The organism is Acinetobacter sp. CY73 (genome assembly GCF_059515865.1).
This window is the reverse complement of record NZ_JCAKMZ010000019.1, coordinates 38078-60270: the sequence shown is the minus strand read 5'-3', so window position 1 is coordinate 60270 and position 22193 is coordinate 38078. Positions and strand designations below refer to the sequence as shown.

Here is a 22193-nt window from a genome sequence, read left to right as displayed (position 1 = left end):
ATTGAACGTTAAAACAATAAAAAAAGGCATGATTATGATGGATCACATTTCTCAAGATCATTTGAATCACATTACGCTTTGGTATTTGGTTCAACATTCGCTTTCGTCTTATCAGAAACTGATTCGTCATTTTGGTTCTGCACACAGTGCCATTCAAACTGCCAATTTAGAAAAATGGTCTGATCTCGCGCTGCATAAGAATCATGTTGAACGTGCTTCGCTTCTCCAAACATCGATTGAGCAAGAAAAATTTCAGCGTTGCCTTGAAAAAATAAGCGCATCTTGTGATTTTATATTGATTGACCGCGATGATCATTATCCCAAACAACTACTCCCCTATGCTGACCGACCACCGATCTTATTTGGTCAAGGGTCTTATCAAAACCTGAGTCAACCTCAAGTTGCAATTGTGGGCAGTCGTAAACCGAGCCCACATGGTAAGCAAGTGGCTTATGATTTTGCCTATTATTTGAGTGACCAAGGTTTTTATATCACCAGTGGTTTGGCGCAAGGGATCGATGAAGCAGCACACTTAGGTGCTTTAAAAAATCACAGAACGATTGCTGTAGTAGGAACAGGGCTTGATTCGGTTTACCCTACACAAAATCGACATTTACATGAGCAAATCTTACAGCACTCAGGCACCATCATTTCTGAGTTTTTACCCGAAACTAAGCCTTTACAACATCATTTTCCACGGCGAAATCGGATTGTGAGTGGTTTAAGCTTGGGGGTATTGGTCGCTGAAGCCACTTTGAACAGTGGCTCGTTAATCACGGCACAAGCAGCAGCCAATCAAGGCAAAGTTACCTTTGCGATTCCAGGACATATTTATAGTGAATTTCATCAAGGTTGCCATCAATTGATCCGTGAAGGCGCAATTTTGGTTGATCATCCTGAGCAGATTATTGAAGATTTAGCGCTACCCACACAGTGGCAACACAATCAAAACACCCCAAATCAGTCAGTTCCTATACATCAAAATGACTCAGCAACTGCATTCGCTGATCAACCCAAAGCTCAATCTTCACTCAAGCAAAAAATAAATCATCAACAAGACGAATCATCTGAAACAAACACAATAAAAATGCATAAGAACAATCAAAGCCCCCACATCAATCCTGACTTACCGAGCCATCTATTTAAAATATATCAACAACTTGATTGGGTTGGACAAAGCTTAGATGACTTGGCATATGCACTCGATATACAGACTGCTGAATTAACAGGATTACTGATGGAACTTGAGCTGATGGGGCTCTCTATTCAACAGTCAGGTCTATATCTACGTTGCCGACAATGTCATTAAGGTTCACAATAAGTTCTTTTACAGCATAGGTATCTCGCTATGATTACAACCTCAGTTGCTGAGGCTGCGAAATGTTTAGAGCAAGGTCAAGTGCTTGCTTATCCAACAGAGGCAGTATGGGGCTTAGGTTGCGACCCGTTTAATGAGTCTGCTTTTTTAGAAATTCTCCGCTTGAAACAACGTCCAATTGAAAAGGGGGTGATTTTGTTGGCTGGGCAAATCAGCCAAGTTGAACATTTACTTCAACCACTCGATGAGACGACACGTCAACAAGTGATCGACAGTTGGACACACCATTCCAATCATGATCGTGCAACGACTTGGCTACTTCCTGCCGATGACACTATTCCACAATGGATTAAAGGCGACCATCCCAAAGTTGCTGTTCGTGTCACCAATCATCCGCTATGTATTGCACTTTGCAATGCTTTTAATGGCTTCATCGTTTCAACTAGCGCAAATCTTGCAGGACAAGATGCCGCTCGTTCTATTCAAGATGTCAGTCAATATTTTGGTTCTCAATTAAACTACTTAAATGGTGACTTGGGCTTAAGTCAAGAAGCCAGTCGAATTATTGATGCCATGACAGGTGAAGTCATTCGTGATTGATCTTTGAAATTTTGCTTTTGATCACGAGCGACTAAAATAGCTCAAATTAATTTTTAATTTGAAATGAGTGATCACTTAAAACGATAAATACAAGACAAAAAAAAGCTCAGCCTATAGGTTGGCTGAGCATAAAAAAGGATGTGTATACCACATCCAGAGGGTACGAAAATTCGTTTACAGTACAAGGAAACTCTTGTTTATTGAGCACCTTGTTTGCTGTGCGGGCATTATGCAATAAAATGATCTGTACGACAAATGAGCTTATGTGACACATATCACATATTTACTTATACAAAAAAACAATAACCAAGGGATTTTAAATAAGTGTTTATTTTTTATTACATAATCTTTTTTTTAAAAATCGTTCAATAGAAACTAAGAATCAATAAATTTTCATTTTTTTATATTTTTAGCCTTATTTCATCATTTTGATATATTCGATATCTTAAATTTTAAAAAATTAGCTACGCTTTTGTGCCAAAGCAATGCCCAACACAATAATCATACCACCAATCGTATGATAAACCGTCCACGCTTCATTCAGCCAGAAAAAAGCAATCAGTGCAGTTCCAACCGGCATGACATTCATAAAAATACTGGTACGATTCGGTCCAATATATTGCACAGCCATCATCCATACCAAGGGTGCAACAATGGAGGGAAACACCCCCGCGTACAATACACTGCCCACATTTTGAGGGTTGATTGGATCAAGCCCTAATGCAAAGACAAAGGGCAAATGAAATAACAGTGCAAACCCAATTTGTACATAAAGGCTGATCAATAATGGAATGTTCAACTGCCATTTTTTAAGAAATACGCCATAGAAAGCATATAAAAAAACGGCAAGGATCATTAGAAAATCACCCCAATGTCCAGCAAGGTGCATCAGACTTTGAAAGCTCCCCTGACTCATGACATACAGCAAACCTAGAAAGGACAATATGCCACCCATCACTGCATAGCGTGTTGGGATTTCCTTGAGGATCAGCATGGATATAAAGATCGTGAAAATTGGGGTAAAGGCGTTAATAATCCCCATATTGGTTGCAGTGGTATAGTGCGCTGCGCTATAAGCAAGCCCTTGATAAAACACCATGCCACATGCACCCAGTATCGCGAGCTGCCATGCATGCTGACGAATTTCTGAGCGCCATTTCCAGACATTTAAAATCACAAAAGGCGTCATTAATACAAAAGCAATTAACCAACGATAAAAACTAATACTGATCGGAGAAATAAACTCTGCAACATAACGGGTAACTGTAATATTTAATGACCAAATCAACACGGCAATTATAGGCAAGGCATAAGCCCACCAACGCTGATTTGATTGATTAAACATACAATAATTTTCCTTAATTATTTAATATTGGGTAATGGCTTATTAGATATAAAACATTGATAAATAGATTATATTAATCTTAGATTATGATACGAATGTTTCCAATCAATTCATTTCTTTGAGATAGATCAATCTGAATTTTTGTGACAAACGTGGTTTAGATCAATCAATATAACTGAACTGATAATAACTGTGTAATAAATTGGCTTTACATTTTTATTGATTAGTTTATCTACAAAAATACTATATAATTATTGTCAAATGCATGACAAATTATGCTTAGAAATGAATTGCTTGATCTCGTTATGATTGTACAGAAAGACACAATCCTCAGCTCAAACACCCTACTTTAATTTCAAATCTTCAGTTACTGATGATCCGCATTTATATGTCGTAAGTTTAAGTACTAATAAAAATTGAATCACGAGATTGAATGATATTCGATTCAATACTTTGAGTTTGATCCAATAATTTTTAATGAAAAAAATCATGCAAATCAAACTTGCACACTAAAAGGAAAAATGATGAAAAAACTAATTCTTGCATCTTTATGCGCTGTTGCTATGGGTTTAACGGCTTGTGACAAAAAACCAAATGAAGCTGAAACTACAACGTCAACAGCAGCAACGCCTACAACTGTCACTGCACTAAGTCATGGTATAGATGCGGATATTCGTGCCGATCTTGATAAAATTCAAACACTTTCTAATGCTAAAGCACAAGAAGCTTTGAAGTTTCAAAACGATGTGATGCAAGCAGCTCAAAAAGGCGATAAAGCTGCTCTGGACGCAGTTGTAGATTCAATGGACAAATATGTTGATCGTTTCAACGATGAACTTGAAGCACTTGCATTGAAAAGTACTGAAGCTGATTCGATTCGTGACAAGATGAAAGAATCCAATGATCTAGGCTTAGACCTTGCAGAAGCAGGTGTAGAAACCCCTCCTAACATGGAAAAAATCACTGAACTTCAAAAGAAAGCAACTGAACTTCAGCAGTCTTTACTTCAAGAAATGCAAACACTCCAAAATAAAGTGACTGCAAAATAATTTTTAAATGGCAAGAATTAAAAACAGGCTTAGGTCTGTTTTTTTATATCTATAAAATGATTAGAATTAAATCAATTATTGATTTATAATTGTTTAGTAAATTGATTTAAAGACAATTTATAATTTTAAAAAAATTAAATATAACGATTAATTTTGGCGATATCATGAAAAAAATATTACTTATTTCTGCCTGTATTTCAGTATTTACATTGAGTGCGTGCGAAAAAAAAGAAATTCCCGAAAATACTGGGACAACACCAAGCGAAGTGACCGCACATGCACCCGCAATAACTGAAACTTTGGCTGCTCCTCAATCGACTCCTGATCAGATTTCTAAAGACAATGTCCAAGGTATTGCTCAAGACTTTGCATTAATTCAACAATTAAATATTGAGAAAACTGCAGAAGCTCAACCTCTCGTAGAAAAATTACAACAAGCGATTGCCACTGGTGACACAGCCACTCGAGATACAACAGCAGTCGAACTCAATAACAAACGTCTTGAGATTAATAAAACTTTGGACGAACTGAGTTTAGAGAGTACTGAAGGTAATCAACTTAGAAAAAGCTCAATTGATTTAAACCTTTTAGCCATCGAACTAACCAATGAAGGTTTGAAAGCATCTGCAAATCCAGAAAAGATCAAATCAATTATGCAACAGGTCAATGCATTACAAGCCGATATTCAGCAACTCGTCTCTGACATAGAAGCCAAGATTTCAGCTTAACTGACATTTCCTTCTCCATTACATCTTATCTTATTCATACTAAAGAGAAAAACAATGAAAAATATCGCCTTAACAGTACTTTGTTCATCTATGCTATTACTTACCGCTTGTGATAAAAAAGTCGATAAAGCTGAATCTTCAGATAATGTGACGCAACAAGATAGTTCAAGTCTAAGTACTAATAACAAATCAGACATTAAAGCTGACTTTGAAGCAATCGCTAAACTCTCAACATCAAAATCAGAAGAAGCATTGAAAATGCAACAAGATTCTCTCAATGCAACTGATCCTGCAGGTGCTGAGAACGCGATGGAAAATAATAAAAAATATTTTAATCAGTTCAATGAAGATTTGAGCAAAATCAAACTGAAAAGTTCTGAAGTGAATGATATTCGAGCACAAATGATTAGTTTAAATAAAACAACATTTGAGATGATGGATCAGAGCATGTCTGCAACCCCTGACGTGAATAAAATGACAGAGTTACAAGCTCAGGTAGAAAAAGATACAGCAACTTTGTCTGCCACCATGCAAAAAGTTGAAGCAATGATTAAATAAGTATTTTGATAAAAAAACAGGCTTATGCCTGTTTTTTTATCAAAAATTTTTCTTACCATTAAAAATCTTTACTTGAACTAGATGACTGAACACGATACAACACCTATAGATCTTCATATTTTAAGGCACAAAAATGTCATCTATTTATCATATTCCCGTTAAGACCATTCAAGGCGATGACGTTGATCTGAGCCAGTATCAAGGTAAAGTTCTACTGATTGTAAACGTGGCTTCAAAGTGTGGCTTAACTCCACAATATGAAGGTCTTGAAAAACTGTATGAAACTCAAAAAGGCAATGGCTTAGAAATCTTAGGATTTCCTGCAAATAACTTCTTGGCACAAGAACCGGGTACAGATGCAGAAATTCAAGAATTTTGCTCACTCACTTATGATGTAAAATTCCCACTTTTTTCTAAAATATCAGTTACTGGTGATGATAAGCACCCACTGTATCAAACCTTGACCCAAGCTATTCCAGAGCGTATTGGCGAAGGTCCATGGTGGAAAGATTTGGTAGATTACGGTTTAACACCCAACCCTAAACCTGAAGTGCTTTGGAATTTTGAAAAATTCCTCGTGAATAAAAAAGGCGAAGTCGTAGCGCGTTTTGCACCTGATATCACAGCAGATGATCCTCGCTTAGTGGATGCAATTCAGGCTGAACTAGCTCAATAATTTCTAAAATCTAAATGATTGATTTGAATTTCATCATACGGAATGCTTTGACCTGCAAATCATTTTAAATCCATTAAGCCGAATATCGCGACATATTCGGCTTATTTTTTATAAAAAACTTTCCGTATTGTCTTTTTTATATTTTATAAGGTATGAGAAATAGCTTTCTCTATAGGTATTCCTTCATCTGCAAAAAATCATTTCACTCTGTCAAAACCAACTCAAAACCCTCTCAAAACAAACCGATTCAAGGTTAAAGCTTAGATCATTAGACATGATTTTGTTATGTCTTTGCAACAATCTATATTGTCTCCATGATTATTCGATATATTGTAAATAATTGAATATTTAGACTTTTAAGCCATGAAAAATTTTCTTCAAGCTAAACTCCTCCCCCTTTCTGCTTTAACCGCGATTCTTTTTTTAACTGCATGTGATGCATCATCAAATAAAGCTGAAGAAGCGAAATCCAATGATCAAGTTGCAGTGGAACAAACAGACACAAAGAATATTGAAGGCTCTGATCAAGACACTATTTTAAGCAATCAAGCTGATTTAAAATCGGGAAATTTCTTTTATATTGCACGTGATGTTGCTGATGTGCAACTCAAAGCAGGTGATTACATTGCTCAATTGCAACAATCACAACAAAACCTGCAACAAGCATTGGAAACGAAAGATATTCAACAACTCGAAAGTACAGCTAATGCTTTAAAATCTCAATTGACGGGTTTTAATCAAGCCTTAGATCAATTGAATCTAAAAAGCAGTGAGATTGATAACATCCGTCAAAACATTCAAACAGCTAATGAGCAAGCTTTGAAATCTCCTCTTTTAAACGGACAGATGGATTTTAGTCAGGTCGATTTCAATAAGATCGAACAACAACTTGGTTCAGTTCAAAGTGAAATGCTCAAGCTTGCAGCCATGTTGATTCCAAATTCTGGCTCTTCTACTGAATCAGATACTACTGAAAACAAAGAATAATTGCTTTCAATGATCTAAGGCATTACGCTTTTTTCTTCAGTCTGCTTTGTCGAAATTGCTTTATTTCGACAAAGCGGATCTTTTCCTAGTGCCCTTAATACATCTTGTTTTAGACGTGCTCTTGGAAATTTATAGCCTTGAGGCACATATAACGTGAGATTGGTTTTACTTGGGCTGACACTTTCTAAAGTGGTCTTATACAAATAAACACCGCCTTTAGAGCGTCCAAACAATGTTGCCATCTCTAAATCAGGTTCAAATTTGTTGTCTGTAAACACAAATCCTTTATCACTGGTAAATGCCATACATTGGCTATAAGCCATATGTAGATTTTTATAGGCTTCTTCATAACCGACATTGATTTCTTGACTCAAACCATTGCCGACTGAATTGGCCACCAAATCTGCTTCTGACGGTTCAGTTGGACTAAGTAGAAAATGTTGTTGGCAAGCTGTGAGCCATAGCACACTGCTACACGCACCTATTTTTATGATTTTTAAATATAAATTTCGCAATTTTAAGCCTTTGTTATTTTTAATATTGAATAATTCAAAGTTTAAGCATATGCATTGTCGATGATCAATACGCGTGTTTTAATGTTTTATTATCTTCATTCTGACCCTCACCATGCAACTGATTATTTTCACAGGTGTGCAAGCTTCTGGTAAATCTAGTTTTTATCTTCTCAATTTGTATCATAGTCATCTCAGAATTAATTTAGATATGCTGAAAACAAGGCATCGTGAAAATATGATTTTTGAAGCATGTTTAGCCTCGAAAACCAAGATGGTGATTGATAACACCAACCCGACCAAAGCAGACCGTGCACGCTATATTCAACGTGCAAAGGATGCAGGTTTTGAAGTGATTTCTTATTATTTTGAAACAGATTTGCAAAGTACTTTAGAACGTAATAGTCACCGCACAGGAAAATCCAATATTCCAGAAGTGGGTATTCGAGCAACATATAAGAAGCTAGAAGTACCAAGTTTAGATGAAGGCTTTAATGAAATATTTAAGGTGAAGATTGTGGGAAATGGGGAGTTTGACAGAACACTATTGTCTAAACTTGCCTAGTAATCTTTCCCGTAAACCGATTAGATAATTAATAAAATTATTTTTATCATCAATATTACTAGGTATTATCCAATTCGGGTATTGTTCAACAATTTTATCCATAGGACTCCAAACAGAATACCCACCAAAATTTGGAGTCTCCTTCTCTAATAAAGCTTTTAACTCCTCAACATTTTCAATATTTTTAATAATTACATTTTTTCCGTTTATTTTTATAATTTCTTGCCCAAAATTAACAGCATATATTGTAGGCTGTAATGAAATTGGAGAATTTTCTCGGATGTAAAATTTAACGTCAAATTCATACTCTTTAGTTGTTGTAATTGGAATTAAAGTTTTCTCTTTCTTAGGTGCCCAATTCTCTATTTTTTTCTTTACCTTATATCTACCTTCATTTGTATCTAAATAAATATCTGAATTACCAAGATTAATATTATTTATTAATTTAGGTTTATTTTCTTTTTCATAATAAAGTGTTTTTTTCAACTCTTTAAAATAGGTATCATAAGCCTTTAGTAATATTGGCTCCTTACTTGTATCTAATAGTTCAATATATAAATTTTCTTCCAATCGTAGATAAACCTTATAGATAACAACTGTCTTATCTTTATAGTTATTTAGTTGAAAACTTACAACACTAGTATCATAACCATATCCGCTTTTTTTAGGCTTATAATTATAAATTTCTACACTACCCGCTATATCTAAATCGGTTTTTCTAAGATAGTTTTCTAATGCAAAAGCCATTGCAAAGAATGCAATAAATATCGTAAAACTTATTGGAGTAGTTAATGCTTTTAATATTTCATCCCAATAACTTCCTTGCATATAAATTACAGCAATTACAAAACAAATAATATAAGTAACGAAAGCTAAAAAAATGAATCCCCGATAAAAAAACGATGCTTTAATCATAAAAATTCCCTTTATTTATATATGTTTATACCATAAAAAAACCACCCTTTCGGGTGGTTTTTCAATCTCGAACCGTCTCTTATTGAGCGCGGTTTTTGATTTTGCGGATCGTTTCCAACTGAGCAACAGTTTCTGCCAAGACAGCAAGTGCAGCAGCAGTGTCCAACTCGCTCTTTTGATTCGCAAGCAAAGCTTCAGCGTTTTTACGCGCTTCAAGAATTGCAGCTTCATCTAAGTTTTCGGCACGAATTGCAGTATCTGCAAGAATCGTAACGACATGCGGCTGAACTTCAAGAACACCACCCGATACATAGATTAATTCTTCTGTACCGTTTTCCAACTGAACGCGAATTGCGCCCGGTTGAAGCAAAGTTACTAATGGCGCATGGCCAGGCATAATACCCAACTCACCACCAGCACCTTTGGCAATTAGCATAGTTACAGTGCCAGAGTACAAAGACTCTTTAACACTTACAACGTCACATTGCATAGTCGACATGAGAATCTCCTAAATTAGGGAACTAATTAAAGTTTCTCAGCTTTAGCAATTACTTCGTCAATACCACCAACCATATAGAACGCTTGTTCTGGGATGTGATCGTATTCACCAGCTAGAAGACCTTTAAAGCCACGAATCGTTTCTTTAAGAGATACTAATTTACCAGGCGCGCCAGTAAATACTTCAGCTACGTGGAACGGTTGAGAGAAGAAACGTTGGATTTTACGCGCACGGTAAACAACCAATTTATCTTCTTCTGCAAGCTCATCCATACCAAGAATTGCGATAATGTCTTTCAATTCTTTATAACGTTGAAGAACGTTTTGAACTGAACGAGCAATTTCGTAATGCTCTTGACCAACAACTAGCGGGTCAAGCTGGCGTGAAGTTGAGTCAAGTGGATCGATCGCTGGGTAAATACCAGAAGATGCGATGTCACGGCTCAATACTACAGTTGCGTCTAAGTGAGCGAAGGTAGTTGCAGGCGATGGATCTGTTAAGTCATCGGCAGGTACGTATACCGCTTGGATTGACGTAATAGAACCAGACTTAGTCGATGTAATACGTTCTTGAAGAACACCCATCTCTTCTGCAAGCGTAGGCTGGTAACCTACAGCAGATGGCATACGACCTAGCAGTGCTGATACTTCAGTACCCGCTAGTGTATAACGATAGATGTTATCTACGAACAATAGTACGTCACGGCCTTTACCGTTTTCGTCTTTCTCGTCACGGAAATACTCAGCCATCGTCAAACCAGTCAACGCTACGCGTAAACGGTTACCTGGTGGCTCGTTCATCTGACCGTAGACCATTGCTACTTTGTCAAGAACGTTAGAATCTTTCATTTCGTGATAGAAGTCATTACCTTCACGAGTACGCTCACCAACACCAGCAAACACAGATAAACCTGAGTGAGCTTTCGCGATGTTGTTGATCAATTCCATCATGTTTACAGTTTTACCAACACCGGCACCACCGAACAGACCAACTTTACCACCTTTCGCGAACGGGCATAGTAAGTCGATGACTTTAATACCAGTTTCTAAAAGGTCAGTAGAAGCTGCTTGTTCAGCATAAGAAGGTGCTGAGCGGTGAATTGGTAAACGCTCTTCAGTCGCAACAGGACCAGCTTCGTCGATTGGGCGACCAAGAACGTCCATGATACGACCCAAACATGCTGTACCTACAGGTACAGAGATTGGAGCGCCAGTGTTAACTACGTTCAAACCACGCTTAAGGCCTTCAGTAGAACCCATTGCAATAGTACGAACTACGCCATCACCAAGTTGTTGCTGAACTTCTAAAGTAGTTTCAGTACCATCTACTTGGAGAGCGTCATAGATCTTAGGAACGCTGTTGCGTTCAAACTCGACGTCGATTACCGCGCCGATGATCTGAATGATACGACCGCTATTCATTGCTGTCTCCTCAATTCAAAATAATGTTAAACGGCAGCGGCACCACCAACGATCTCAGAAATTTCCTGAGTAATCGCGGCTTGACGCAGCTTGTTATAAATAAGTTGTAGGCTCTTAATGATCTCGCCCGCATTGTCAGTTGCTGCTTTCATAGCAACCATACGTGCAGACTGCTCACACGCGATGTTTTCAATCACGCCTTGATACACCACAGACTCGATATAGCGAACCAACAAACCATTTAGAAGCTCTTCAGCTTCAGGTTCGTAGATGTAATCCCAACCGTATTGACGGTTCAGATTCTCGCCCTCATCAGCCGCAGCCAATGGAACAAGTTGTTCGATCTTTTGATTTTGAGTCATGGCATTGACAAAGCCATTTGACACTAGATAAATACGATCTAACTCGCCTTTATCATAAGCGTCTAACATCACCTGTACAGAACCAGATAACTGCTCAAGACTTGGTGTATCACCGACTTGCGTCGTTGCACCAAGAACTTTACCGCCGTAGTTTTTAAAAAACGAAACCGCTTTTTGACCAATTAAAGCAAATTGAACTTCAATTGACTGCTCTTGTTGCTGTTGAACGTGTTTGACCACTTTCTTGAACAAGTTAATGTTCAAACCACCAGCAAGGCCACGATCTGAAGATACAATAATATAGCCAACGCGCTTTACAGGACGTTCAACCATATAACGGTGTTTGTATTCAGGATTCGCTTGAACCAAATGAGCAATTACACGGTGCATATTTTCGGCATACGGACGGCCTTGAGCCATGCGCTCTTGCGCACGACGCATCTTAGAAGCTGCTACCATTTGCATCGCTCGAGTAATCTTTTGCGTGCTCTTGATACTAGCTACTTTGGCGCGAATTTCTTTTAAATTTGCCATACGCTTAACCTAATATTCGAAAGCCCTTTCGAGCTTCCGAAGGTTGATTCCGTGAACCAAACCGACACTAAATTTCAAACCAGTTGAAACTTAGTAAGTTTGAGTCGCTTTAAAGCTTTCAATACCTGCTTTGAATTGTGCTTCGATTTCTTTATCCCAAGCACCAGACTCGTCAATTTTTTGCATTAACGCAGCATGTTCTGAACGGAAGTAAGAAACAAGTGCAGCATCAAAGTCTACAATTTTCTTCACTTCAACGTCAGTCATATAACCTTCGTTAGATGCATAAATTGAAACAGCTTGGTCAGCGATTGAATATGGAGCATATTGTTTTTGCTTCATTAATTCAGTTACACGTTGACCGTGTTCTAACTGCTTACGAGTTGCTTCGTCAAGATCAGAAGCAAACTGAGCGAACGCTGCCAATTCACGGTATTGTGCTAAAGCGGTACGGATACCACCAGACAATTTTTTGATGATCTTGGTTTGCGCAGAACCACCAACACGAGATACAGAGATACCCGCGTTCACAGCAGGACGAATACCTGCGTTGAATAATGATGTTTCTAGGAAGATCTGACCATCAGTAATCGAAATTACGTTCGTTGGTACGAATGCAGATACGTCACCCGCTTGAGTTTCAATAATCGGCAATGCAGTTAATGAACCAGTTTGGCCTTTAACTTCACCGTTAGTGAATTTCTCAACGTAGTCAGCAGATACACGAGAAGCACGTTCAAGTAGACGACTATGAAGATAGAATACGTCACCTGGATACGCTTCACGACCTGGTGGACGGCGTAAAAGCAATGAAATTTGACGATACGCAACAGCTTGTTTAGACAAGTCATCATAAATGATTAACGCATCTTCACCACGGTCACGGAAGTATTCGCCCATTGTACAGCCAGAGTATGGAGCCAAATACAACATTGCTGCTGGATCGGCTGCAGCTGCTGCTACAACAGTTGTATACGCCATAGCGCCAGTTTCTTCTAGCTTGCGTACAACGTTAGCGATAGTCGATTGTTTTTGACCAATTGCTACGTATACACATTTAATGCCAGAGTTTTTCTGAGCGATGATCGCATCGATCGCCATTGCTGTTTTACCAGTTTGACGGTCACCAATGATCAACTCACGCTGACCACGGCCGACTGGGATCATTGTATCAACTGATTTATAACCAGTTTGTACAGGTTGATCCACTGATTGACGCCAAATTACGCCTGGTGCTACTTTTTCAACAGCATCAGTGAGTTTTGCATCAATTGGGCCTTTACCATCAATTGGGTTACCCAAAGCATCTACTACACGGCCTAAAAGTTCTGGACCAACCGGAACTTCTAATACACGACCTGTGCAACGCGCTTTTTGACCTTCTTGAAGGCTTAAGTAGTTACCTAAAACAACGACGCCCACTGAATCCTGTTCTAGGTTCAGTGCCATACCGTATAAGCCGCCGTCGAATTCGATCATTTCACCGTACATAGCATCTGCTAGGCCGTGAATACGCACAATACCGTCGGAAACCATAACAATGGTCCCTTCGTTCTTAGCGGTCGCGCTGGTGTCCAGATCGCCGATACGCTGTTTAATGAGCGCACTGATCTCGGATGGATTCAGTTGTTGCATTGCGCTATACCTCAATCTTTAATTAAGTTCAGTCTTCTATTACGCTGCTATTTTCAAGCAAAATTACGCAAGAAGACGAGTCCGCATTTTTTCAAGCTTATTAAGCGCAGAATCATCTATCACTTGGTCGCCTGCACGAATAACAACACCTGCGATTAACGCTGGGTTCACTTCAACTTTCACATCTACTTTTGCATTAAAACGTTTTTCTAATGCATGAGTCAGTAGTTGCTCTTGAACTGAAGTCATTGGTAATGCAGATTCAATCACTACATCAACAACGTTGTTATTTTGTGATTTAAGCAGTTCGTACTCTGTGTAAATCTCAGGAAGAAGCGCCAAACGATTGTTTTCAGCAAGCAATGTCAAAAAGTTTGACACTGGTGCAGTTTGGTCTTCACCTAAAACTTTTGCAAAAAGACTCACCTGCTCTACAGGAGTTAGCTCAGGGCGACTCAAGTAAGCGGAAAATGCTTCATCTTGCACAGCAGCACTAAGCACTTGTAACACATTTGACCAATTGTCAGTTGCACCTTGCTCAGAAGCGAAAGCAAATGCTGCTTTTGCATATGGGCGTGCTAACGTCAAGAATTCAGCCATAATCGCCTCGCTTAAAGTTTAGCAGCCAGCTGAGTCAGCATGGCATTATGAGCTGCTTCATCAACTTGCTGGTTCAGAATTTTCTCTGCACCAGTTACTGCAAGAGCAGCGACTTGTTGACGTAATTCTTCGCGAGCAGCATTGATTTCTGTATCAACAGCTTCTTTAGCTTGTTGACGAATACGCTCACCTTCAGCAGATGCTTGAGTACGAGCTTCTTCAACCAATTGCGCCCCACGACGGTTCGCTTGTTCAATCAATTGAGCCGCTTGTGCTTTCGCTGCATCAATTTCTTGCTTAACTTGCGCTTGCGCATCAGCAAGATCTGCTTTCGCTTTTTCAGCAGCATTTAAGCCATCAGCAATTTTACGCTGACGCTCACTAATCGCATTGATTAGCGGTGGCCATACAAACTTCATGCAAAATGCGACGAACATCGCAAAAGCAATCGCTTGGCCAAACAATGTGAGGTTAATATTCATTGCAATTCCTCAAATAGTTGATTTCGGAATTTAGCGAATTAACCCAACAAGCCGATGAACGGATTAGCAAAGATAATGAACAAGCCAATACCAACACCGATCATAGGCACAGCATCAAGAAGACCCGCGATTAAGAACATACGAGTTTGAAGTTGTGGAGCTAATTCTGGTTGACGAGCAACAGCTTCAAGGAAACGACCGCCTAAAAGACCAAAACCAATTGCAGTACCTAAAGCACCAAACGCGATTAAAAGAGCAGCTGCAACAGCAGATAAGCCAACTACTAAATCCATGAAAATATCCTCAAGGTTGAGTTTAAATCAAACAAAAAAACTTTAGCCCAACTGCCTTATGCAGTCGAGCAAATATTAATTAATGCTTTTCGCTAGCCATACTCATATACACGATCGTTAACATCATGAAGATGAACGCTTGTAACGTGATAACAAGAATATGGAAGATTGCCCATGGCACAGACAACGCCCATTGAATCCAAAACGGCAATAACGCGATAAGAATGAAGATTAACTCACCCGCATACATGTTACCGAACAGTCGTAGAGCCAATGAAATTGGACGCGCAATAAAAGTTACTAATTCAAGAAGAATGTTGACTGGAATTAGAAGTGCTTTTAAGAATGGGTTACTTGGATTGAATGGATTGAGTGCAAATTCAGCACCAAAACCGACAAGCCCTTTCTCACGAATACTATAAAAAATAGTTAACGCAAATACTGATAACGCCATACCTAATGTTACGTTAGGGTCAGTAGTTGGAACGATTTTGAAGTAGACATGGTGAGGGTCCATACCAAATACGTGTGCACCGATCAATTGAGCTGTATACGGGATAAAGTCAACTGGGATTAAATCCATTGTATTCATGAGGAAAATCCACACGAAAATGGTTAATGCAAGAGGAGCAATTAAACGTGATTTGCCATGGAAAGTGTCGCGGACACTAGAGTCAACAAACTCGATAATCATTTCGATTGCCGCTTGGAATTTGCTAGGGATACCAGCATTTGCAGCTTTCGCTACCATCCAAAATAATAGGCAGAAAATGATACCAAGGCCGATTGACCAACCCATTGAATCCAAGTGAATAGCAGTGAACCCCATCTCTTTCGCTTCTTCAGCAGTCTCAGCTAACTTCCACGTACCGTCTGGTGATTTACCATAGGTCATGTTCGTTAAGTGATGCTGAATATACTCAGACGAGGTAAGGGTATGTTCTTCAGCAGCCATAAATCACACCTGGTTAATGTCAAATACTAAATTAGAGTTAACGAACATCGCGTGCTGCTTGATATCTCGTTAATCTTCTAAAAAACTTTTCAATTTTTGTTGCGACTTCACTCATTTTGCTAGTCGTGACGCCCAAAATGGAGCGACCCACGTCATGGTCTGAACGAGTATAAAACCACAAAACAATGCTCCCGCTGACAACGGTTTAACATTGATCAAAATCAAAGTGAATCCAACAATCACTATTGCAAACTTACCGAGCAACCCTCGATACATGTTCGATAGAACCTGTTTCGAAGCTCTTGCACCTGCAGCTCGGAACGACTGCCATGAAAAATAACAACTGGCAAGCCAACATACGAGTGCACCTAATGCTGCACTCAAAGCCGCAGTCGAGTCTTTCAAGACCCACGCTATCAAGGCTGAAACAGGTATCATACATGCTTGCAAGATGACTAAAGCTTTCGCTAATCGTCGGTCAATCAAGCGACTAGTTCGGCTCATTTTTTACTCACTCACAGCATTCATGCTTGACAAGTTTAGCTGATGATTATTTTTAATCGCAGGCATTATAGAGTTACACCCCTGAACATGCAATCTTTTCCCGACCTAAGTCTGGTATAAGAAAATATAGATTGCTGTTGATTTATACAATTTCTGTTCAAATCTGAATCAATTTTGACTATTTCTAAGACAATTTTGTGCTTTTTTAGCCAAATCTTGCCATGCTTTTACGAAGTGTTGCTGAGCATTAAAGCTCTCATCAACTGCTTCAAAAGTGACATTTCCGAGCTTTTTATACTGACTTGAACTTGCACCTGCTTCAGCCAATAAGCACATTTTTGGCTTTGGTCGAGTGTCATTTAGGTATTTGATCTGCGCCACAGTCGGTGCCATATGTGTGTCTTCAGTCAGTGAGCCTGCAAATTTCAGATTTAAAGGACGCTCTAAATACTGATAGGCATCATGCAATGCCCAATAAGGTTGTGCTCGTGCTGGAGATTTAATCTGTTGAGATGCTGAAAGCATTTTTTGAGCAAATTGACGCGCATTCGACCAATAGACTGCTTTGTTTTCTGGATGCTGCTGAGATCTGAGTGCCGCCATGAAAAAACCAATACGCACTGCATTGTTCGGATCAAGCCATACGTGGGTATCGACTGTATTTTTTAAGGCAACACCACGTGCATTTCGCATTGGCAGAGTCTGAATAATTCCTGCATCCAATAAAGCAATCGAACTTTTATGGGTAGAGAGCACATTTGCTAACGGTGCCTCGTGTGCCTTGCCCAACCAAATCACCAATGAAGCCTCCTGAATCATCTTACGATGTGCAGGTGTCATATGAACATCATGCCCCGTTTGACTTTCTAACAACAATTTTGGCTCTTCTACACCTTGCGTAATTTCTTTAGCAATCAAATAAATAGGATGTGTAGACACCACCATGGGCGCTTGTGCCCAACTGGTCAGAGCGAATGTAGAAAGTAAAAAGAATGCAAGAATGCGTAGCATTGGGAGATATACCGATTCAGATTTCATGTTATATTATAACAAAATACAACCATTGCCTATGCCGTTCGTAAGTAGATCATGCTTCATGATATGATTTATTTATATTTCTTTATTATAAAATGTCTTGAGGTCAGTAATGAGCTTATGTTCGCACGAGCATCACGATACGTTACACGGTGTGCATGATCACCCAAATGTTCAAGCTCGCCTCGCTGAAGCTGAAACCATTTGTGCGACTTCAGGCGCTCGCCTGACCCCTTTGCGTAAGGAAGTCCTCGAGCTGATCTTAAATGCATCGGGTCCTGTCGGTGCTTATGATCTTTTGGCGAAACTCAAAGGTTCTACCGAACGTCCTGCTGCTCCACCGACGGTGTATCGTACACTCGATTTTTTATTAGAAAAAGGCTTTATTCACCGTTTGACGTCGATCAATGCCTATATCCCCTGCTGTCATCCTCGTGAGGGACATCAAGCTGCATTTTTAATTTGTAATGAATGTCATGCCGTCACAGAAGCGTCTGCATCAGGTCTGATTCAGCAATTAAATCTATTGGCTGATTCCGACCAATTTAAAGCGCATCACAGCATTATTGAAATTTCAGGAATTTGCCAACAGTGCTCGAAGTAAGCCATGAAGCTGCATTGATTCAACTTGATCAAATTAATGTTCGAATTGATGAACGTGATATTCTAAAAAATATTGATTTCTCGATTGCTGAGAAAGAAATTATTACGCTCATTGGTCCCAATGGTGCAGGTAAATCAACGCTCATTAAAATCATTCTAGGTATTGTTAAGCCAAATTCTGGAAAAATTAAAACTAAAAAACAGTTAAAGTTGGCCTACGTCCCTCAAAAATTTAATCCCTCACATAGCCTTCCCTTACGTGTCAAAGATTTACTTGATTTAGAGCATTGTGATGCGACGATTAAAGCTGAAATTATCCGCGATACAGGTATTGCAAAACTAGACAATTCAAAGGTTCAGCAACTTTCGGGGGGTGAGCGTCAACGCGTGCTATTAGCAAGGGCTTTGTTGCGCCAGCCTGATCTATTGGTCCTTGACGAGCCAATGCAAGGCTTGGACATTCAGTCTGAAGCTGAACTTTATGACTATGTGCGTAGCCTACCTGAGCGTTATGGTTGCTCGATTTTGATTGTCTCTCACGACTTACAATGGGTGATGCAAGGTACGCAATGCGTAATCTGTTTAAATAAGCACATCTGTTGTAGCGGTCTGCCAGACTCGATACAAAACCATCCTGAATATCAGGCGATCTTTGGCACAAACCGTGTCTTTTATCAACATCACCACGATCACTGTGGTCATGGAGACTCTGCTACACCTTGCCAACATGATCTCCGTCCACACATTCACCCTGAACCGGAAGTCTAGATCATGATGGAATGGTTACAACTCCTATTACCAGCATGGATCATGGGGACACTTTTGGTTTTTTTGACTGCGCCATTGGGCTGTTTAATGCTTTGGCGTCGTATGTCGTTTTTTGCAGATACCATGGCACATGGAACATTATTGGGTGTCGCCATTGCAGGGATTCTTACCCTCCCCCTCTGGGTGGGTGTGACATTTACAGCTTTACTTTTGGTGGGCGTGCTCTGGATATTGCATGATCCTCGTTTGCCCAATGATGCTTTACTGGCATTATGTTCAGCAACCCTACTCTGCTCAGGCTTATTGCTCATTCAGCATTTGCCTGCATTAAGACCTGAATTACTAAGTTATTTGTTTGGTGACTTACTCACTATCTCTTGGTCAGACTTACCCGTTTTTGCATTGGTCATCATCATTGCTTTAGTGGTTCTGTATAAAAACTGGAAAGCGCAGATTCAAATTGCGATCGACCCTGATATTGCCATCAGTGAAGGCGTAAATGCAAAGTGGCAACGTTTGATCTTCATGATCCTGCTTGCGCTCTTTACTGTATTGGCCTTACGCGCTGTCGGTTCTTTGCTGATGGGGGCTTTATTGGTCATTCCTGCTTTGACGGCACGCTTACTTGCTCACTCTCCAAAGCAGATGGTTTTGATGGCGTTTATCGTGGCTCAACTGGGTATTACGATTGGTTTATGGTCAAGTGCAGGACTGAACATTGCGACTGGCTTGAGCATCGTACTCACCATGTCGATTTTGTTTGCTGTCATTTTTATCGTTCAAAAGTTTAAAAAGTAATGTCATATCCAACAACAAAAAATTTACAGTGCTTTTTGTAGGATAATGTTTTTCAAATAAAAGAATCTTGCAAAAACAGCCCATGAATTAGGCTATAAGCATTTAATTTTACAAAAAATTCATCTAAAAATAAAATAACGCCACTCGCTTATAAAATCCGTCATTACACTTGGCAACTAGAAAAATAATACTGCAATTTTTATCTTGATACTGAAGTCATATTGAGCGTTAAAACATGAAAAAACTACTTGCTGCATCCCTTTTATGTTCATTACTTCTGCCACTAACATGTGCAGCCGAAGTAAAAGCAAAAAAATTAAACTCCGATTTAAAATTGATTAAATACCCATCGGGCGGTTCTGCGACTGTGATCATTGAGCGTCCCATCGCTGAAGTATTCAACACCCTAACCAATGTCACAGCATGGCCTCAGATAAATAAAGGTGTAACACAAGCCATCTCACCTGCGAAAGTTGACGTAAAAAAAGGAGCCAAATTCAAAGAAACCATTGCAAGTCCAATCCCAGGGATTCCCAATTGGACCAAGGAGCTTACTGTCGAAGAATATATTCCCAATAAGCTCTTTGTCATTTCAGGTATAGACACTTTTGCGGCCAAAGCCCCTATCTTCGCACGCCTCAAATATGAGTTTATTGAAAAATCTAAAAACTCAACCGTGTTTAAACGCTCAATTGAAGTTGATTTAAGCGATAAAAGTTTTATTAAAAATGCCACTCCACAAGAAACTGAATCTTTATATCGTTTTTTAGGATCGCAGTGGGAAATGGCAAATCATTTAAAAAATTATGTTGAAGAAAATGCAAAATAAAATCCTGTAATTTTAAATAAAACAGATTAGATCTCTTGCAAAAGTCGAAAACTGTACAAAATTAGACCATGAAATTAAGATTGAAAAAGCGCCTTCTGCTTTTGCGATAAGCTTAGGATCATGAGCATTTTTAATATAAATCCTTTCCCCTAACCCTCTCCTTTAAAAGGAGAGGCAACTTCCAGTATGAATTGAATAGTGATTAAAATTTGATTTACACAAGAAGCCTATTGTTTCAACTGAAGTGATGACACTCTGTTTCAATATCAGAATTGATATGCATTATGCTGCATAATTAACTCCTATACATCCATGAAATATATAATCCATATGCAGCAATCAAGACCAGAATCAAGCCACACAATGCTAAAACCTTTGGATAATGCTGACTTTTTGAGAGTTGATTAAAACCCAGATAAACCACTGACAACGTTAAAAAATCAAGAACAATCCACGCCACGACAAGAATCAATAAACTAACATTCAGATCTGGATGAACACCAATAAATTGTGGAAAGAATGAAGAAAAGAAAATGATATCTTTCGGGTTGGAAATACCGACTAAGAAACCTTTTTGAAGACCACCATCAATGGGCTTTAATGTTTCTATTGCTTGATCTTTTGAGAGTCGAACCTCTTTGAGAATTTCAAATCCTAAATAGCCAATATAAATACAACCTAAAATCTTAATCACGAGGAATAAGTTTTCATTAATACTCAACATGCCTTTTAAAATCAGAATCGATAAAGCAATGAGTATTAATGAGGCTAAATTCGTTCCTAGAATGGTCTCTAAAGCTTTGCGATAGCCGCCTTTAATTCCAGCACTGGCTACCAAGATCATCACTGGCCCTGGTGTGGCAATCATAATCACGACACTGACCACATAAAGATAAAATTCTAAATAATTCATGTCGCTCCACCTTCTAGATGTGTGGTTGGGTTAAATTTTTAACTCTAGAAAATATAAAATTATTGATGTACCAAACTGAGTAAACTTGCTGCGCCCGCAAACAAAACTGCAAAAGTTCGATTGAGATATTTTTGCTGTTTCGGAGATTTTAACAATCTTAAAACTTTAGCCGCTAAACCTGTATAGCCTGCCATGACAATCAAATCAATCGTAATCATGGTCATCCCCATAATGAGATATTGAGGCCACTGCGGTTGGGATAAATCTAAAAATTGAGGCAATACCGCCAATAGAAAAACAATTGCCTTTGGATTACTCATATTCACTAAAAAGCCGTACATCACCAGTTTTGGAATAGATTTTTGTTTCGCATCGACAGCAATTTCAATGGTTTGAACAGGCGCTTTCCACTGTACATAAGCCAAATATAATAAGTAGCAGACACCGAACCATTTTATGGCTAAAAATGCCCATGGCGAAGTTGCAAGTAACACCCCCGCCCCTGCAGCAACAATACCAATCTGAACCACCAATGCCAGTTGTAAACCGATAGCATTCCAGTAGCCACGTTTAAACCCATAGTTTAAACCACTAGACATTGATGCAATCGCACCCGCTCCAGGAGATATACTAATGACCCAACATGCAAGCATGTAGGCAAACCACATTTGGTAAGACATTGTTTAAATCAGTTTTGAGTAGAGCTTCA

At 39.0% G+C, this 22193-nt stretch carries 27 protein-coding genes; 12 read left to right on the top strand and 15 right to left on the bottom strand.

From position 1 onward, the window contains the following. Positions 1-34 precede the first annotated feature (34 nt). Positions 35-1309 carry a DNA-processing protein DprA gene (gene dprA, locus AC5YD2_RS10365; protein ID WP_496126255.1) on the top strand — a complete coding sequence of 425 codons (1275 nt, stop codon included), beginning with the start codon at positions 35-37 and terminating at the stop codon, positions 1307-1309. A gap of 39 nt (positions 1310-1348) precedes the next feature. Next, positions 1349-1918: an L-threonylcarbamoyladenylate synthase type 1 TsaC gene (gene tsaC / locus AC5YD2_RS10360; RefSeq protein ID WP_496126254.1), complete on the top strand. Its 570-nt coding sequence runs from the start codon at positions 1349-1351 to the stop codon at positions 1916-1918. A gap of 460 nt (positions 1919-2378) precedes the next feature. On the opposite strand, the gene AC5YD2_RS10355 is transcribed toward tsaC, so the two are convergent. After that, positions 2379-3263 carry a DMT family transporter gene (locus tag AC5YD2_RS10355; protein WP_496126253.1) on the bottom strand — a complete coding sequence of 295 codons (885 nt, stop codon included), beginning with the start codon at positions 3261-3263 and terminating at the stop codon, positions 2379-2381. A 524-nt stretch (positions 3264-3787) separates the two neighbouring features. Between AC5YD2_RS10355 and AC5YD2_RS10350 the strand changes: the two genes are divergently transcribed. The 5 genes from AC5YD2_RS10350 (at position 3788) to AC5YD2_RS10330 (ending at position 7261) form a co-directional block, all read left to right on the top strand. Next, entirely contained in the window at positions 3788-4312 is a 525-nt protein-coding gene (locus tag AC5YD2_RS10350; protein WP_496126252.1) for a PM1805 family lipoprotein, read from the top strand. 164 nt (positions 4313-4476) lie between these two features. Then, the gene (locus tag AC5YD2_RS10345; RefSeq protein ID WP_496126251.1) at positions 4477-5040 is read left to right on the top strand and encodes a PM1805 family lipoprotein; all 564 of its coding nucleotides are present in this window, start codon (positions 4477-4479) and stop codon (positions 5038-5040) included. Between the two features lie 54 nt (positions 5041-5094). Next, positions 5095-5598, top strand: a complete 504-nt coding sequence (locus tag AC5YD2_RS10340; protein ID WP_496126250.1) for a PM1805 family lipoprotein — start codon at positions 5095-5097, stop codon at positions 5596-5598. A 133-nt stretch (positions 5599-5731) separates the two neighbouring features. Further along, positions 5732-6274: a glutathione peroxidase gene (locus tag AC5YD2_RS10335; RefSeq protein WP_496126249.1), complete on the top strand. Its 543-nt coding sequence runs from the start codon at positions 5732-5734 to the stop codon at positions 6272-6274. 363 nt (positions 6275-6637) lie between these two features. Continuing rightward, the gene (locus AC5YD2_RS10330) at positions 6638-7261 is read left to right on the top strand and encodes a PM1805 family lipoprotein (RefSeq protein ID WP_496126248.1); all 624 of its coding nucleotides are present in this window, start codon (positions 6638-6640) and stop codon (positions 7259-7261) included. 14 nt (positions 7262-7275) lie between these two features. Here the strand turns inward: AC5YD2_RS10330 and AC5YD2_RS10325 are convergent, their stop codons facing one another. Next, the gene (locus AC5YD2_RS10325) at positions 7276-7776 is read right to left on the bottom strand and encodes a hypothetical protein (RefSeq protein ID WP_496126247.1); all 501 of its coding nucleotides are present in this window, start codon (positions 7774-7776) and stop codon (positions 7276-7278) included. 112 nt (positions 7777-7888) lie between these two features. On the opposite strand from AC5YD2_RS10325, the gene AC5YD2_RS10320 reads away from it, so the two are divergent. Beyond that, positions 7889-8338, top strand: coding sequence for an AAA family ATPase (locus AC5YD2_RS10320; RefSeq protein ID WP_496126246.1), 450 nt, complete (start codon positions 7889-7891; stop codon positions 8336-8338). On the opposite strand, the gene AC5YD2_RS10315 is transcribed toward AC5YD2_RS10320, so the two are convergent. The 11 genes from AC5YD2_RS10315 to AC5YD2_RS10265 form a co-directional block, all read right to left on the bottom strand. After that, positions 8318-9253, bottom strand: coding sequence for a hypothetical protein (locus AC5YD2_RS10315; RefSeq protein ID WP_496126245.1), 936 nt, complete (start codon positions 9251-9253; stop codon positions 8318-8320). The genes AC5YD2_RS10320 and AC5YD2_RS10315 overlap by 21 nt on opposite strands. A gap of 79 nt (positions 9254-9332) precedes the next feature. Further along, on the bottom strand, positions 9333-9752 hold the full coding sequence (locus tag AC5YD2_RS10310) for a F0F1 ATP synthase subunit epsilon (RefSeq protein WP_496126244.1): 420 nt from the start codon (positions 9750-9752) through the stop codon (positions 9333-9335). 26 nt (positions 9753-9778) lie between these two features. Further along, on the bottom strand, positions 9779-11173 hold the full coding sequence (gene atpD, locus AC5YD2_RS10305) for a F0F1 ATP synthase subunit beta (RefSeq protein ID WP_153373062.1): 1395 nt from the start codon (positions 11171-11173) through the stop codon (positions 9779-9781). A gap of 26 nt (positions 11174-11199) precedes the next feature. Then, a complete protein-coding gene (atpG, locus tag AC5YD2_RS10300; RefSeq protein WP_153389452.1) occupies positions 11200-12069 on the bottom strand; it encodes a F0F1 ATP synthase subunit gamma in 870 nt (289 codons plus the stop codon). A gap of 90 nt (positions 12070-12159) precedes the next feature. Further along, positions 12160-13704 carry a F0F1 ATP synthase subunit alpha gene (atpA, locus tag AC5YD2_RS10295; protein WP_496126243.1) on the bottom strand — a complete coding sequence of 515 codons (1545 nt, stop codon included), beginning with the start codon at positions 13702-13704 and terminating at the stop codon, positions 12160-12162. Positions 13705-13767: 63 nt separating this feature from the next. Beyond that, positions 13768-14304 (bottom strand): F0F1 ATP synthase subunit delta, encoded by a 537-nt coding sequence (locus tag AC5YD2_RS10290; RefSeq protein WP_496126242.1) that lies wholly within the window; start codon positions 14302-14304, stop codon positions 13768-13770. 11 nt (positions 14305-14315) lie between these two features. After that, the gene (locus AC5YD2_RS10285; RefSeq protein WP_496126241.1) at positions 14316-14786 is read right to left on the bottom strand and encodes a F0F1 ATP synthase subunit B; all 471 of its coding nucleotides are present in this window, start codon (positions 14784-14786) and stop codon (positions 14316-14318) included. Between the two features lie 38 nt (positions 14787-14824). After that, on the bottom strand, positions 14825-15079 hold the full coding sequence (atpE, locus tag AC5YD2_RS10280) for a F0F1 ATP synthase subunit C (protein ID WP_107008918.1): 255 nt from the start codon (positions 15077-15079) through the stop codon (positions 14825-14827). A 79-nt stretch (positions 15080-15158) separates the two neighbouring features. Continuing rightward, complete coding sequence (gene atpB / locus AC5YD2_RS10275; protein WP_496126240.1) at positions 15159-16034, bottom strand: F0F1 ATP synthase subunit A; 876 nt, start codon at positions 16032-16034, stop codon at positions 15159-15161. Between the two features lie 111 nt (positions 16035-16145). Further along, the gene (locus tag AC5YD2_RS10270; RefSeq protein WP_496126239.1) at positions 16146-16538 is read right to left on the bottom strand and encodes an ATP synthase subunit I; all 393 of its coding nucleotides are present in this window, start codon (positions 16536-16538) and stop codon (positions 16146-16148) included. Between the two features lie 168 nt (positions 16539-16706). Next, the gene (locus tag AC5YD2_RS10265; protein WP_496126263.1) at positions 16707-17549 is read right to left on the bottom strand and encodes a metal ABC transporter solute-binding protein, Zn/Mn family; all 843 of its coding nucleotides are present in this window, start codon (positions 17547-17549) and stop codon (positions 16707-16709) included. A gap of 136 nt (positions 17550-17685) precedes the next feature. On the opposite strand from AC5YD2_RS10265, the gene AC5YD2_RS10260 reads away from it, so the two are divergent. From AC5YD2_RS10260 to AC5YD2_RS10245, 4 genes are all read left to right on the top strand, one after another. After that, complete coding sequence (locus AC5YD2_RS10260; RefSeq protein ID WP_496126238.1) at positions 17686-18177, top strand: transcriptional repressor; 492 nt, start codon at positions 17686-17688, stop codon at positions 18175-18177. Continuing rightward, complete coding sequence (gene znuC / locus AC5YD2_RS10255; RefSeq protein WP_496126237.1) at positions 18156-18944, top strand: zinc ABC transporter ATP-binding protein ZnuC; 789 nt, start codon at positions 18156-18158, stop codon at positions 18942-18944. The genes AC5YD2_RS10260 and znuC overlap by 22 nt, the downstream gene beginning before the upstream one ends. 3 nt (positions 18945-18947) lie before the next feature. Next, positions 18948-19742, top strand: a complete 795-nt coding sequence (gene znuB, locus AC5YD2_RS10250; RefSeq protein ID WP_496126236.1) for a zinc ABC transporter permease subunit ZnuB — start codon at positions 18948-18950, stop codon at positions 19740-19742. Between the two features lie 235 nt (positions 19743-19977). Further along, on the top strand, positions 19978-20571 hold the full coding sequence (locus AC5YD2_RS10245; RefSeq protein WP_496126235.1) for an SRPBCC family protein: 594 nt from the start codon (positions 19978-19980) through the stop codon (positions 20569-20571). 295 nt (positions 20572-20866) lie between these two features. Here AC5YD2_RS10245 and AC5YD2_RS10240 read toward each other — a convergent pair whose 3' ends face one another. Both AC5YD2_RS10240 and AC5YD2_RS10235 read right to left on the bottom strand, forming a co-directional pair. Further along, positions 20867-21484, bottom strand: a complete 618-nt coding sequence (locus AC5YD2_RS10240) for a LysE family translocator (protein WP_496126234.1) — start codon at positions 21482-21484, stop codon at positions 20867-20869. 59 nt (positions 21485-21543) lie between these two features. Beyond that, complete coding sequence (locus AC5YD2_RS10235; protein WP_496126233.1) at positions 21544-22164, bottom strand: LysE family transporter; 621 nt, start codon at positions 22162-22164, stop codon at positions 21544-21546. Positions 22165-22193: the final 29 nt, after the last annotated feature.

Coding starts and splice junctions, on each gene's coding strand:
- dprA (WP_496126255.1), top strand. CDS start 35: ATGATGGATCACATTTCTCAAGATCATTTGAATCACATTACGCTTTGG.
- tsaC (WP_496126254.1), top strand. CDS start 1,349: ATGATTACAACCTCAGTTGCTGAGGCTGCGAAATGTTTAGAGCAAGGT.
- AC5YD2_RS10355 (WP_496126253.1), bottom strand. CDS start 3,263: ATGTTTAATCAATCAAATCAGCGTTGGTGGGCTTATGCCTTGCCTATA.
- AC5YD2_RS10350 (WP_496126252.1), top strand. CDS start 3,788: ATGAAAAAACTAATTCTTGCATCTTTATGCGCTGTTGCTATGGGTTTA.
- AC5YD2_RS10345 (WP_496126251.1), top strand. CDS start 4,477: ATGAAAAAAATATTACTTATTTCTGCCTGTATTTCAGTATTTACATTG.
- AC5YD2_RS10340 (WP_496126250.1), top strand. CDS start 5,095: ATGAAAAATATCGCCTTAACAGTACTTTGTTCATCTATGCTATTACTT.
- AC5YD2_RS10335 (WP_496126249.1), top strand. CDS start 5,732: ATGTCATCTATTTATCATATTCCCGTTAAGACCATTCAAGGCGATGAC.
- AC5YD2_RS10330 (WP_496126248.1), top strand. CDS start 6,638: ATGAAAAATTTTCTTCAAGCTAAACTCCTCCCCCTTTCTGCTTTAACC.
- AC5YD2_RS10320 (WP_496126246.1), top strand. CDS start 7,889: ATGCAACTGATTATTTTCACAGGTGTGCAAGCTTCTGGTAAATCTAGT.
- AC5YD2_RS10315 (WP_496126245.1), bottom strand. CDS start 9,253: ATGATTAAAGCATCGTTTTTTTATCGGGGATTCATTTTTTTAGCTTTC.
- AC5YD2_RS10310 (WP_496126244.1), bottom strand. CDS start 9,752: ATGTCGACTATGCAATGTGACGTTGTAAGTGTTAAAGAGTCTTTGTAC.
- atpD (WP_153373062.1), bottom strand. CDS start 11,173: ATGAATAGCGGTCGTATCATTCAGATCATCGGCGCGGTAATCGACGTC.
- atpG (WP_153389452.1), bottom strand. CDS start 12,069: ATGGCAAATTTAAAAGAAATTCGCGCCAAAGTAGCTAGTATCAAGAGC.
- atpA (WP_496126243.1), bottom strand. CDS start 13,704: ATGCAACAACTGAATCCATCCGAGATCAGTGCGCTCATTAAACAGCGT.
- AC5YD2_RS10290 (WP_496126242.1), bottom strand. CDS start 14,304: ATGGCTGAATTCTTGACGTTAGCACGCCCATATGCAAAAGCAGCATTT.
- AC5YD2_RS10285 (WP_496126241.1), bottom strand. CDS start 14,786: ATGAATATTAACCTCACATTGTTTGGCCAAGCGATTGCTTTTGCGATG.
- atpE (WP_107008918.1), bottom strand. CDS start 15,079: ATGGATTTAGTAGTTGGCTTATCTGCTGTTGCAGCTGCTCTTTTAATC.
- atpB (WP_496126240.1), bottom strand. CDS start 16,034: ATGGCTGCTGAAGAACATACCCTTACCTCGTCTGAGTATATTCAGCAT.
- AC5YD2_RS10270 (WP_496126239.1), bottom strand. CDS start 16,538: ATGAGCCGAACTAGTCGCTTGATTGACCGACGATTAGCGAAAGCTTTA.
- AC5YD2_RS10265 (WP_496126263.1), bottom strand. CDS start 17,549: ATGCTACGCATTCTTGCATTCTTTTTACTTTCTACATTCGCTCTGACC.
- AC5YD2_RS10260 (WP_496126238.1), top strand. CDS start 17,686: ATGAGCTTATGTTCGCACGAGCATCACGATACGTTACACGGTGTGCAT.
- znuB (WP_496126236.1), top strand. CDS start 18,948: ATGATGGAATGGTTACAACTCCTATTACCAGCATGGATCATGGGGACA.
- AC5YD2_RS10245 (WP_496126235.1), top strand. CDS start 19,978: ATGAAAAAACTACTTGCTGCATCCCTTTTATGTTCATTACTTCTGCCA.
- AC5YD2_RS10240 (WP_496126234.1), bottom strand. CDS start 21,484: ATGAATTATTTAGAATTTTATCTTTATGTGGTCAGTGTCGTGATTATG.
- AC5YD2_RS10235 (WP_496126233.1), bottom strand. CDS start 22,164: ATGTCTTACCAAATGTGGTTTGCCTACATGCTTGCATGTTGGGTCATT.